At 69.9% G+C, this 11,582-nt stretch carries 12 protein-coding genes; 9 read left to right on the top strand and 3 right to left on the bottom strand.

The genetic code is table 11. From position 1 onward, the window contains the following. Positions 1–95: 95 nt before the first annotated feature. The gene (locus HKK74_RS11105) at positions 96–785 is read left to right on the top strand and encodes an iron-containing redox enzyme family protein (protein ID WP_222722134.1); all 690 of its coding nucleotides are present in this window, start codon (positions 96–98) and stop codon (positions 783–785) included. Between the two features lie 5 nt (positions 786–790). Here HKK74_RS11105 and HKK74_RS11100 read toward each other — a convergent pair whose 3' ends face one another. Continuing rightward, positions 791–1,468, bottom strand: coding sequence for a uracil-DNA glycosylase (locus tag HKK74_RS11100; protein ID WP_187243048.1), 678 nt, complete (start codon positions 1,466–1,468; stop codon positions 791–793). Positions 1,469–1,633: 165 nt separating this feature from the next. Between HKK74_RS11100 and HKK74_RS11095 the strand changes: the two genes are divergently transcribed. Both HKK74_RS11095 and HKK74_RS11090 read left to right on the top strand, forming a co-directional pair. After that, on the top strand, positions 1,634–3,100 hold the full coding sequence (locus HKK74_RS11095) for a WS/DGAT/MGAT family O-acyltransferase (protein WP_187243047.1): 1,467 nt from the start codon (positions 1,634–1,636) through the stop codon (positions 3,098–3,100). A gap of 300 nt (positions 3,101–3,400) precedes the next feature. Further along, positions 3,401–3,940, top strand: coding sequence for a hypothetical protein (locus tag HKK74_RS11090; protein ID WP_187243046.1), 540 nt, complete (start codon positions 3,401–3,403; stop codon positions 3,938–3,940). A 10-nt stretch (positions 3,941–3,950) separates the two neighbouring features. Here the strand turns inward: HKK74_RS11090 and HKK74_RS11085 are convergent, their stop codons facing one another. After that, positions 3,951–4,781: a M55 family metallopeptidase gene (locus HKK74_RS11085; RefSeq protein WP_187243104.1), complete on the bottom strand. Its 831-nt coding sequence runs from the start codon at positions 4,779–4,781 to the stop codon at positions 3,951–3,953. A gap of 72 nt (positions 4,782–4,853) precedes the next feature. Here HKK74_RS11085 and HKK74_RS11080 point away from each other — a divergent pair, with 72 nt between their 5' ends. The 3 genes from HKK74_RS11080 to HKK74_RS11070 all read left to right on the top strand — a co-directional run bounded on the left by HKK74_RS11080 (position 4,854) and on the right by HKK74_RS11070 (position 8,190). Next, on the top strand, positions 4,854–5,603 hold the full coding sequence (locus HKK74_RS11080; protein ID WP_187243045.1) for a lysophospholipid acyltransferase family protein: 750 nt from the start codon (positions 4,854–4,856) through the stop codon (positions 5,601–5,603). An 87-nt stretch (positions 5,604–5,690) separates the two neighbouring features. Further along, positions 5,691–6,890: a DUF5925 domain-containing protein gene (locus HKK74_RS11075; protein ID WP_187243044.1), complete on the top strand. Its 1,200-nt coding sequence runs from the start codon at positions 5,691–5,693 to the stop codon at positions 6,888–6,890. A gap of 82 nt (positions 6,891–6,972) precedes the next feature. Next, a complete protein-coding gene (locus HKK74_RS11070) occupies positions 6,973–8,190 on the top strand; it encodes a trans-sulfuration enzyme family protein (RefSeq protein WP_187243043.1) in 1,218 nt (405 codons plus the stop codon). Positions 8,191–8,212: 22 nt separating this feature from the next. Here HKK74_RS11070 and HKK74_RS11065 read toward each other — a convergent pair whose 3' ends face one another. Then, entirely contained in the window at positions 8,213–8,626 is a 414-nt protein-coding gene (locus tag HKK74_RS11065) for a MarR family winged helix-turn-helix transcriptional regulator (protein WP_187243042.1), read from the bottom strand. A gap of 80 nt (positions 8,627–8,706) precedes the next feature. On the opposite strand from HKK74_RS11065, the gene HKK74_RS11060 reads away from it, so the two are divergent. The 3 genes from HKK74_RS11060 to HKK74_RS11050 all read left to right on the top strand — a co-directional run bounded on the left by HKK74_RS11060 (position 8,707) and on the right by HKK74_RS11050 (position 11,576). Beyond that, positions 8,707–9,864 (top strand): alkene reductase, encoded by a 1,158-nt coding sequence (locus HKK74_RS11060; protein WP_187243041.1) that lies wholly within the window; start codon positions 8,707–8,709, stop codon positions 9,862–9,864. 80 nt (positions 9,865–9,944) lie between these two features. Then, positions 9,945–10,550, top strand: a complete 606-nt coding sequence (gene rpsD / locus HKK74_RS11055; RefSeq protein WP_187243040.1) for a 30S ribosomal protein S4 — start codon at positions 9,945–9,947, stop codon at positions 10,548–10,550. 138 nt (positions 10,551–10,688) lie between these two features. Continuing rightward, complete coding sequence (locus HKK74_RS11050) at positions 10,689–11,576, top strand: TauD/TfdA dioxygenase family protein (protein WP_187243039.1); 888 nt, start codon at positions 10,689–10,691, stop codon at positions 11,574–11,576. Positions 11,577–11,582 lie beyond the last annotated feature (6 nt).

Raw genomic sequence — 11,582 nt, 5'->3', positions numbered from 1 at the left:
GCACGGAGGAAATCGGGGTAGGGCCATCCACCTAGGAGCGCACACCGATGAGCACTGCGACTCGACCGCCATCTCGCACCCAGTACCACCGGGCTGTGAAGGAGGACCTGTCCGAGACCCCTCATCCCGAGTGGGTCGAGACCATGATCGCCAACATCGCGCCGGAGTGGAACGGTGTCCTGAAATCTCCTCTGTTCGCGGCGACCGCACAGGAGCCGTTCCCCGAGGGCGCCTGGCGGACGTCCCTGCCGGAGTTCTTCTGCGTCATCGAGGCGTTCCCGAAGTACATGGGCGCCTACCTCGCGAGGACCACGTTCGGGCAGCGACCGGGCGACATCCTGGCCCGCGACTGGCTGATCGGTAACATCCGCACTGAGGCGCTGCACGCGCAGTGGTACATCGACTGGGCAGCCGCACTGGGCATCCCGTACGAGGAGATGGTCGCCCACCGGCCGGGCCCCGAGGTGGGCGCTCTTTACGAGTTCCTGTGGTCGATGGCCTACCGCGGCTCGCTCGCCGAGGCGTTCGGCGCCATCAACTACGCCATCGAGGGCGTCACCGGTGAGTGGACCCGCCTGGTACTGCCCGCCTTCAAGCGCCGCTGCGGTGAGGACAAGCACGCCCTCATGTGGCTCGTCGAGCACGCGGAGTACGACGACGCCCATCCCCGCGAGGCCCTGGAGCTGATCAAACTCACCGCTCGCGAGGACGAGCACGAGCAGGTCGAGGCGGCGATCCGCCGCTCACTGGAGTTGTTCCGCCGGGCCTTCGACGCCTGTCTCTGACCGGGTCAGGGCAGCTTCCAGTCGATCGGCCGGGCGCCCTGCTCCTCGAGCGACCGGCCGGCCCTGCTGAACGGGCGGGAGCGGAAGAAGCCGCGGTCGGCCGACATCGGGCTGGGGTGCGCCGACTCGATACAGGGCACGCCTTGCAGCAGCGGGCGGAGGTTCCGGGCGTCACGGCCCCACAGAATCGCGACGAGCGGCGTTTCGCGCGCGGCGAGCGCGCGTATCGCCTGCTCGGTGATCTCCTCCCAGCCCTTGCCGCGGTGCGAGGCGGGCTTGCGCGGCGCGACGGTGAGCGCGCGGTTGAGCAGCAGCACACCGCGCTCGGTCCAGGGGGTGAGATCGCCGGTGCTCGGCAGCGGATGGCCGAGGTCCTCGGAGTACTCCCGGAAGATGTTCACGAGGCTGCCCGGCAGGGGCCGCACGTCAGGGGCGACGGAGAAACTGAGCCCCACCGGGTGGCCGGGCGTCGGGTAGGGGTCCTGGCCGACGATCAGGACCCGGACATCGGCGAAGGGCTGTTGGAACGCCCGCAGCACATGGGGACCGGCGGGCAGATAGCGGCGCCCGGCTGCCACCTCGGCGCGCAGGAAGTCGCCCATCGTGGCGATCCGCCCGGCGACCGGTTCGAGTGCCGTGGCCCAGCCGGCTTCAACGATTTCATGTAGTGAACGTCCCGCCATGGGCATTCAGTTTAGTGACAAGACGGACGTCCCGGGTGCACTTGCCCATGTCAACGTGCCGTTAAGTGCGGGTTACTTCCTCACCATCTCCATTGACCTACTGTTGGGTACCACGTAATTCGTGGTGAGGATCGCTTATGCGCTTACGTGCCGTGGGGGCCTCACATGAGCCAACTGACCGCAGTGGACACCAACTTCCTGCATGTCGAGAGCGGGCGGACCGTCGCCCATATCGGCGGGCTCGGGATCGTTGATCCGACGGAGTGTCCAGGCGGCGTGCTCACCCGCGAGGTCGTGGTCGAACTCGTACGGCAGCGCTCTCATCTGGCCAGGCCGCTGCGCCGGAAGCTGTCGGCGGCGCCTCTCGGCATCGACCGGCCCTACTGGGTCGAGGACACCGATTTCGATCCCTCCTGGCACGTCCACGAGGTGGGCCTGCCCGCCCCGGGCACCGACCTGCAGCTCGGCGCGGAGATCGCGCGCCTGCACGAGCGCCCGCTCGACCGGCGACGCCCGCTCTGGGAGCTGTACCTCGTGCAGGGGCTCCATGGCGGCCGGGTCGCCCTGTTCGCCAAGGTGCACCACGCGGCCATCGACGGCGTGCTCGCCGCCGAGCTGCTCACGGCGCTCCTCGACGTCGGCCCGACGCCGCGGCCGGTGCCCGCCCCCGAGGAGTCGGACGAGCCGCAGGAGCCGGAGCGGCCGCCGGGCCCCGTGCGGATGCTCGGCCTCGGGCTCGCCAAGGCCGCCCTGCACCCGCTCCACGCGGCGCGCTCGATCGCGCGCACCGCTCCGTACCTCGACCAGATCCCCGTCCTCGGGCAGTATCCGGGCGCCGACCTCGTGGCGCGCGCCGCCCACAGCATGCTGCGGCGCGACAGCCCGCCCAGGCTGGCGCGGCTGATTCCGCCGCACACGCCCTTCAACGGCCCCATCGGGGCCCGCCGGACCTTCGCCTTCGGGTCCGTGCCGCTGCGCGACATCCGGCGGTTGCGGCGCGAGCTCGGAGCGAGCGTGAACGACATCGTCATGGCGATGTGCACCACCGCGTTGCGCCGCTGGCTGGACAAGCGCGACGCGCTGCCGGAGCAGCCGCTCGTCGCCGCGGTGCCGGTGTCGATGCGCAGGGGCGCCGCCGCGCGCGACCGCGCCAACCGCCTGTCGGCCATGATCGCTCCGCTGCCGACGCACATCGCCGATCCGGCCGAACGTTTCGAAGCGGTGCACTCCACCATGGCCACCGTCAAGCGGCGGTTCGTCTCCACGTCGGCCGGCGACTGGTTCGAGCAGCTCAGCGGCATGGTCCCTGGCGCGTTCTCCGCGATGGCCACCCGGATGGCCCTGCAGGTCGCTCCCGCGTTCGTCCAGCCGGTGAACCTGATGGTCTCGAACGTCCCTGGGCCGCAGGTTCCCCTGTACATCTGCGGCGCGCGGGTGCTCGCCTATCACCCGGCGTCGGTCATCAGCGATCTGACCGGCGGCATCAACATCACCGTGTTCTCCTACAACGGCAGCCTCGACATCGGCATCGTCGCCTGCCCCGAGCTGGTGCCCGGCAGCTGGGACCTGATCGACTACCTGCGCGACGCCCTCGAAGAGCTGAAGATCCTCGCCGACGCCCCATTGCCGTGAAGACGCTCATCGCCACCTGCACACTTCCTAGTGTTGCGACCAACACAACATCTGTTGCAGACTAGCTAACATGCCGGCCAAAGAGATCCTTGCCGCGGTCCGCGAGTTAGAGGTGGCGGGCTGGCGCGTACGGTTATCGGGCGCACAGGCCCATGCCTATGCGCGGGCTTATTGCCCAGGCAGCTCGGCATGCTGTCCACCGTTGACGGTCTACGGGTCGCCAAGGGTGCCGGAGCATGAAGCACTCAAGATCCGGCGAGCGCTGAGACGATGCCCGCACGAAGAGGAGGAGCAACTCTCGTGAACGTCTACTGGTTCGATCTCGAGGTCGCCGGACCCGTCACAGACGCGCACATCGAGAGCCTGGGGGCACTTCTCACTGCACGAGAGGGCATCGACGCCACCGTACAGGCCGACCGCCGAGGGGGGACGATCATGTTCTCCCGTCCAGCCGACGACGCCGTACAAGCCATCGTGTCGGCCATCGACGACGTGGAATCAGCAGGGATGGTCGTGGCCGGCATTGCCGAGGACCGGGTCACCATTGACGACATCGCCGAGCGAGCGGGAGTCACCACTGCGTCGGCCCGCTACTGGATCGCAGGTGAGAGGGGCCCTGGAGGCTTCCCTGAACCCAAGGTGGAGCGTCCGCGCGCCAGCCTCTATTCATGGGCCGAGGTCTCGGCATGGCTCACCGCCGCGAAACTTGGCGAAGTAGATCATCTGGCTGCTGAGACGGCTCGCGCCTGTGCGCTCATCGAAGCGGTTCTCATCGTGCGTCGGGGACTCCGTGAGCTACCGAAACATGACAGACCGTTGATCGCCCGCCTGGTCGCCTGAGACAAGACGCTCAGTCGAAGACGGTCTCCTTGGCGGCGCCGACGATGGTGGTGACCGCACGGAAGCAGCGCACGGCCTCGATCATGGTGGGCAGCGTGTAGGTCACCGTGCGCGGGGCGGTGAGCTCGACACCGGGAATCACCGTGACGAACTCGGCGAGGTGCGTGGCGCTCAGGTCGACGTCGAAGCGGAAGGGTCCGTCGGGCCGCGGCGGCACCCGGCCGGCCGCCGCCGGCAGAGCGCGCTCGGCCGCCTCGCGGATGAGCGCGGCCGTCCGCGACGGCGCCAGGCACCGCGCGGCGTACCGGCTGACGCAGAACTTCACGGTCACCCGCTCGGCGTCCGGCGCGTACGACTCCGCCTCGGCACAGGTCAGATCGTCGCCGGTGACCAGGACGACCGGCACGCCGAGCTCCGCCGCGAGCAGAGCGTTCATCCGCCCCTCACTCGCGGGGGCACCATTGATCCGCAGCTGCTGCAGGCCCGACCAGACATAGGTGTGCGCGAGCACGCCGCGCTCCCCCGCCCCGGTGTGGTAGCCGAGGAACACAACGGCGTCGGCGTCCTGAACGCCCTGCATCATGGCCAGCGGCTTGTGCCGGCCGGTGATCATTGAAGCTCGGGGGTCGAGCTCCTCGATGAGCACGTTGCGCTGCGTGGCGTGCGCCTCGTTGACCACGACCTCCGTGGCACCGCCGGCGTAGAGGCCGTCGACGGCCGCGTTGACGTCACCGGTGAGCATGCGGCGGAACCGCCGCCACTCCTCGGTGCCCGGCTCTACGTCGGCGGGCGCGGTGACCCCCGTGGCACCTTCCATGTCGGCACTGAGCATCACCCGCACGGCCGCCCCTCCTTCCCCCTCGAGCACGCCGCGCTCGTGTTCCCGCGACGTCACCTAGGCTACGGTTCCGCTATGAGCGAGTTCGTATATCCACCGGTGATCGCGACGGCGCGCACCCTGTTCCGTCTCATGGGGCTGCGGTTCCGGGTCGAGGGCGCCGAGCAGGTGCCCCGCACCGGTGGCGCGGTGCTCGTCAGCAACCACGTCAGCTATCTCGACTTCATCTTCGCCGGTTTCGGGGCCCATCCGTCCAGGCGGCTGGTCCGGTTCATGGCGAAGAAGGAGGTCTTCGACAACAAGATCTCCGGCCCGCTCATGCGCGGAATGCATCACATCCCGGTCGACCGGAACGCCGGTGCCTCGTCCTACCGCGCCGCCCTGAACGCCCTCAAGGGCGGCGAGGTCATCGGCGTGTTCGCCGAGGCCACGATCAGCCGGTCCTTCACCGTCAAGGACATCAAGAGCGGTGCGCTCCGGATGGCGGCCGCCGCCGATGTGCCGATGATCCCGATGGCGGTGTGGGGCGGTCAGCGGCTGTGGACCAAGGGGCGGCCGCGCCGCCTCTTCCAGCGCAAGGTGGCCGTCACGATCCTCGTGGGCGAGCCGATGCATCCCAAACGCGGCGACGACTTCGAGAAGCTCACCAAGGAACTGCGCGACCGCATGACAGAACTGCTGGAGAAGGCGCAGCGCGAGTACCCCGACGTGCCCAAGGGCGACGAGACCTGGTGGCAGCCCGCCTATCTGGGCGGATCGGCGCCGACCCCGGAAGAGGCGGCCGAGCTGGACCGCCAGGACAAGGAGATCCGCCGCTCGGCGTGATCCGCGCACCGAGCGGGTTCCGGCGCGGAGGCCGCAATCAGGTAATTCGGTGGACGCGACCGGCGGGCGGCCCTGATCATCGACGGCATGGCCACTGCACAGAACACGCAGCAGGAGGTATTGCATCTCGTCGAGACAACCGAGCCCACCGCTGCGGAGACCGCCCCGGCGATCCTGCTGAACCTCAACGACAACAACTCGCCGGCCGACGTGATGGACGTGCTCTCACTGCGGCCGTTCGCCTCCGGCGAGCAGCCCTGGTCTCGTTCCACCCGGCTGGAACACGTGCTCCCCGACGCCGCGCTCCTGCCGGCGGCCGCCCGGCTGCTCCGGGTCGCGCACGAGGAGGGCAAGCACTCCGTCCTGGCCCAGGGCGACGGCTGGACGCTGCTGACCAACCGGTGGAAGGACGGCACGGCCTACGTCGCGGTGTCCGCGGTCAGCGACGCGCTCGCCACCGAGGTCCTCGGCGAGACGGTCAGGGACGCCACCAAGCCGCCCGTGCCCGACGAGACCCAGGTACAGATGGGCTTCTGGCACATGACGCCGCACGGCTCGGTCCGCAGGGAGCGGGTGATCTCCGCCGACACCTGGGGGGAGATCCGGGGCAACTACACGGCCGAGGTGACCGAGATCCTCGACCGGGTGATGGCCATGACGCGCGACGAGGTGTCCGGCCGGCTTCTGCTGCTGCACGGCCCGCCCGGCACCGGGAAGACGACGGCGCTCCGCGCGCTGGCACGCGCGTGGCTGGACTGGTGCCAGGCCGACTGCGTGCTCGATCCCGAGGTGCTGTTCGGCGACTCCGGCTATCTCATGCAGGTCGCCGTCGGGACCGATGACGACGACGAGGAGAAGCGCCGCTGGCGGCTGCTCATCCTCGAGGACTGTGACGAACTGATCCGCGGCGAGGCGAAGCAGTCCACTGGGCAGGGGCTGTCCCGGCTGCTCAACCTCACCGACGGAATGCTCGGGCAGGGCCGGGACGTACTGGTGGTGATCACCACCAACGAGGACCTCACCCGGCTGCATCCGGCGGTCATCCGGCCCGGGCGCTGCCTCGCCCAGATCGAGGTGGGCCGGCTCTCGCAGGCCGAGGCCATCGCGTGGCTGCGCGACGCGGGCGGTTCCGGTTCCGGGTCCGGCTCCGGCTCCGGGTCCGGCTCCGAGGCGGCTCACCAGATCGGCGCCGAAGGGGCCACGTTGGCCGAGCTGGTCGCGCTGCGCAAGGGCGAGCGGCACCAGCCCGCCCAAGAGCCGGCCGGTGCGACGGGTTTCTACCTCTGAGCAGGCCACGGCCGGCACCCCAGCGGGCCAATGCCCCGAATTGGCCCTGTAAAGTCGGCCCGGTGCCGAGCAGGCTTGTCCCATGACCCAGCATCACCGCGAAACGCGTGCCATCCACGTGCCGATTCCACTGCCCTCCGGCAGCAGGGCCCTTAACGTCCCCCTGTACCAGGGCGGCGTGTTCGCCTTCGACGACGCCGATGAGATGGCCGCCGCCTTCGACGGTCCGCCCGCGGGCGCGGCCGAGGGGGACGGCGAGGGCGTGCACGCGCGTGGCGGGTTCATCTACAGCCGGCTGGCCAACCCGACCGTGCGCGCCCTCGAGGACGCGGTGGCCGATCTCGAGGGCGGTGCGGGCGCGCTGGCGGCCGGGTCCGGGATGGGCGCCATCAACACCGTGCTGCGCGGCCTGTTGCGGACCGGCGACCACGTCATCGCCCAGCGATGCCTCTACGGCGGCACGCACACGACGCTGCGGGAGCTGACCGACCGGTGGGGCGTCGAGGTGACGTACGTGTCCGGTGACGATCCCGAGGAGGTGCGCGCCGCGCTGCGGCCGCGGACCCGGATCCTCTACCTGGAGACGATCGCCAACCCGACCACCCAGGTGGTCGACCTTCCCGCGCTGATCGCCGCCGCGCCGGGGGTCGTGAGCGTGGTGGACAACACCTTCGCCACTCCCCTGCTGTGCCGGCCGATCGAGTACGGCGCGGACGTCGTGGTGCACTCGGCCACGAAGTACCTGAGCGGGCACGCCGACGTCCTCGCCGGCGTCGCCGTCTTCGCCGACGCCGGGCTGCTCCGCGAGGTGTGGGACAGCGGGACCGAACTCGGGGCGACGGCCGATCCGTTCGCGGCGTGGCTGATCCTGCGCGGGATGGCGACCCTGTCGCTGAGGATGGAGCGGCACTGCTCCAACGCGCAGACGCTCGCCGAACGGCTGTCCGCCCACCCCGCCGTGGCGGCGGTGCACTACCCCGGGCTGCCGTCGCATCCAGGCCATGAGATCGGACGGCGGATCCTGTCCGGCTCCGGCGGCGTTCTCTCGTTCGACCTCGCCGGTGGCCGCGCGGCGGGCCGTACGTTCATAGAGGCGGTACGGCTCGCCTCGCTCGCGGCGTCGCTCGGCGATGTGAAGACGCTGGTGATGCATCCGGCGAGCACCTCGCACCGGAAACTGGACGCCGCCATGCTCGCGGCCGCGGGGATCGGCGAAGGGACCGTACGCATCGCGGTCGGCATCGAGCACCCGGAGGACATCTGGTCGGACCTCGAGCAGGCCCTGACCAAGGCCGGCTGACGGCGCGGCGGCTACCCGCCCGTCAGCTCCGCAGGGCGGCGACGAGGTCACCGAGACGGTGGTCCGTCGCCGCCTGGTCGAGCGACTCCCTCAGCGTCCGCTCGTACGTCGGATCCGCGTCGGCCCGCCGGGCGCGGCCCTCGTCGGTGATGACCGTGTAGACACCGCGCCGGTCGTCCGGGCACATGTCCCGCCGGGTCAGCCCCGCCGACTCGAGCCGGACCACCAGCCGGGACACCGAACTCTGGTTGAGCCCGATGAGCTCGGCCAGCTCCTGCATCCGCAGCTCACCGTCCTCGGCCTCGGCCAGCCGGCTCAGCGCACGGAACTCGGACAGCCCGATGCCGTGCCGTCGCTGCAACGCCCTGGCCAGGTCGTTCTCCACCCGGGCGTGGAGTGCCACGAACCGGCCCCACGCCTGTGTTTCCATCGCCATCGCGGTTCCTCCTTGACACCAGCATATATGCAGAGCCAACATATGCATGCACAAGCAATCACTCGAACAGGGAGACGCGCGTGTCCAGTCCACTTCTGCGCCCGTACACCGAAGGCCCGCTGAGAGCGCCCAACCGGATCGCGATGGCTCCCGTGACGCGGGGCAGGGCCGACGACCGGACCGGCGTCCCGCACCCGCTCGCCGCGACGTACTACTCGCAACGCGCCACCGCCGGGCTGATCGTCAGCGAGGGGATCTGGCCGTCGCCGACCGGCAAGGGCGGCCCCGGCATTCCCGGCCTGGCCACCGACGAGCAGGTGGCGGGCTGGCGCGCGGTCACGTCGGCCGTGCACGCCGCCGGTGGACGGATCTTCGCGCAGCTGTGGCACGTCGGCCGGCTCAGCCACCCGCTCGCGCAGCCGGGCGGACGGCCGCCGGTGGCCCCCTCGGCGGTGCGGCCGCCCGGAACCGTCCACACCGCCGAGGGCCGGCGCGACTATGTCACCCCCAGAGCGATGACGGGAGCGGAGATCGTGGAGACGATCGAGGCCTTCGCCGCCGAGGCGCGCAACGCGATCCGGGCCGGCTTCGACGGGGTCGAGGTGCACGGTGCCAACGGGTACCTGATCCAGCAGTTCATCGCGGACAACACCAACCGCCGCGCGGACCGTCACGGCGGCTCGCGCACCGGCCGGCTGCGCTTCGCGATCGAGGTGGTCGAGGCGGTCATCGACGCGGTCGGCGCCGACCGGGTGGGCCTGCGGATCTCACCGGACAACCCGGAGAACGACATCGCCGAGCGGGACCCGCAGGGCGACTACCGCGCGCTGCTCGACGCCCTCCGGCCGCTCGGACCGGCCTACCTGCACATCATCGAGCGTGGTCGCTACTGCGCTCTCGCCGACCTGCGGCCGCGCTGGCCCGGAATGCTGATCGCCAACTTCAACGGGCCGCGGCCGATGACCCGGCAGGCCGGCGAGCACCTGGTCGAGGCGGGGCTGGCCGACATGGTGTCGTACGGCCGGCTCTTCATCGCCAACCCGGACCTGCCCGCCCGGTTCGCCGCCGGAGCGCCGCTCAACGAACCGATCCCCGACCTCTTCTACGGCGGAGACGGCACCGGATACGTGGACTATCCGGCGCTCTCCTCCGTCCGCGCAGGCTCCGGTCGCGGGCAGGTCGAACTCACCGGCCAGAGCCGCCACGATGGGCGATTCAGTGGGTATGGGGAGCATTGACCACCCGGCGTCGTCGGTCGACCCAGATTTCTCCTTTGGTTAGGCTTACCTAAATCAGAGGCTACGACTAGGGGAACACCATGAACAGATCCCGTCCCAAAGTGCGACTGTCCCGGGCGCTCGGCCTTCCCCTGACCCCCAAGAGCGTGCCGTACTTCGAGCGCCGGCCCTACCCTCCGGGCGTGCACGGCCGGGCGCGCAAGCAGGAGTCGGACTACAAGGTCCGGCTGCGCGAGAAGCAGCGACTGCGCGCGCAGTACGACATCCGCGAGGCACAGATGCGCAATGCCTTCGCCCGGGCCGCCAAGAAGTCCGGCAAGACCGGCGAGGAGCTCATCGCGGATCTGGAGACCCGCCTCGACTCGCTCGTCCTGCGGGCCGGCTTCGCTCGCACGATCTACCAGGCCCGGCAGTTCGTCGTGCACCGTCACGTGCTCGTGAACGGTCGCCGGGTCGACAAGCCCTCGTGTCGGCTGCGCCCCGGCGACATCATCACGATCGCCGAGAAGAGCCGGGCGATGACACCGTTCCAGGTGGCCGCCACGGGTGCGTACGCGGAACTGCACCCGCCCTACCTGGAGGTGAGGCCCGACACCCTCGCCGCCCGGCTGATCAGGATTCCGGAGCGCTCGGAGGTTCCGGTCATCTGCGAAGAGCAGCTGGTCGTCGAGTTCTACTCGCACTGACCGAGCCCGACACCGCACCAGGGTCGCTTCGCCCTGTCCCGGCCCTGACACCGGCGCGGCCCGAGGCTGGACAGACCGCCACCCCGATCGGCTACTGTCAACCTAGCGATTGCTTGTTTTTGGTGGACGGAGGCTCCCTTGATCGAATTCAAGCCCGTGACCCGCCGCATCGGGGCCGAGGTGACCGGGGTCGACCTCGCCAAACCCCTGGACGAAGAGCAGGTCGCGACAGTACGGCAGGGTCTGCTGGACCATCTCGTCCTCTTCTTCCGCGACCAGCACATCAGCGATGAGGAGCACGTCCGGTTCGCCAAGCTGTTCGGGACCGCGAACCTTCCGCCCATGGACACCTCGGGCAGCGCCGTGCACGTCCTCGACCAGACCGAGCCCAAGGGCGAGGGCGGCGACCAGTGGCACAGCGACAACACCTTCATGCGGACGCCCCCGATGGGGTCACTGCTACGCGCGGTGATCCTGCCCGACGTGGGCGGGGACACGAACTGGGCCAACATGTACCTCGCGTACGAGTCGCTGCACCCCTCGATCCAGCGCCTCTGCGATGAGCTGTACGCCGAGCACGACCTGACCATGTCGGTGTCGAAGGCGATCGTGAAGGGCCACCGGATGGACCTGCGGGCGATGCAGGAGAAGAACCCGCCCGCCGTTCACCCGGTGGTGCGCGTCCACCCCGAGACCGGACGCAAGGCGCTGTACGTCAACCGCAGCTCGGTCACCCGCCTCGTCGGCCTGTCCTACCGCGAGAACGAGGCGATCCTGCCGCTGCTGTACGACGCCGTACGCTCGCCGGAGTTCCAGGTCCGGCTGAACTGGCGCGTGGGAACGCTCGCCTTCTGGGACAACCGGCCCACGCAGCACTACGCGGTCGCCGACTACACCCAGCGCCGCAAGATGCACCGCGTCACCATCAACGCCCCCGCCGACGTCGACGACGGTGTCCCCAAGGGCCCGGGCGGCACCACCGGAGCCGACGCCCCGACCGAGTCACCCGCCGCCCGTTACCTCTGAGACGAC

It is taken from the genome of Actinomadura alba, assembly GCF_014323705.1.
Lineage (GTDB): Bacteria > Actinomycetota > Actinomycetes > Streptosporangiales > Streptosporangiaceae > Actinomadura_C > Actinomadura_C alba.
This window is presented reverse-complemented; position numbering and strand designations above follow the sequence as displayed.

Coding starts and splice junctions, on each gene's coding strand:
- HKK74_RS11095 (WP_187243047.1), top strand. CDS start 1,634: ATGAGCCAACTGACCGCAGTGGACACCAACTTCCTGCATGTCGAGAGC.
- HKK74_RS11065 (WP_187243042.1), bottom strand. CDS start 8,626: ATGGCGATGGAAACACAGGCGTGGGGCCGGTTCGTGGCACTCCACGCC.
- rpsD (WP_187243040.1), top strand. CDS start 9,945: ATGAACAGATCCCGTCCCAAAGTGCGACTGTCCCGGGCGCTCGGCCTT.
- HKK74_RS11100 (WP_187243048.1), bottom strand. CDS start 1,468: ATGGCGGGACGTTCACTACATGAAATCGTTGAAGCCGGCTGGGCCACG.
- HKK74_RS11070 (WP_187243043.1), top strand. CDS start 6,973: ATGACCCAGCATCACCGCGAAACGCGTGCCATCCACGTGCCGATTCCA.
- HKK74_RS11075 (WP_187243044.1), top strand. CDS start 5,691: ATGGCCACTGCACAGAACACGCAGCAGGAGGTATTGCATCTCGTCGAG.
- HKK74_RS11080 (WP_187243045.1), top strand. CDS start 4,854: ATGAGCGAGTTCGTATATCCACCGGTGATCGCGACGGCGCGCACCCTG.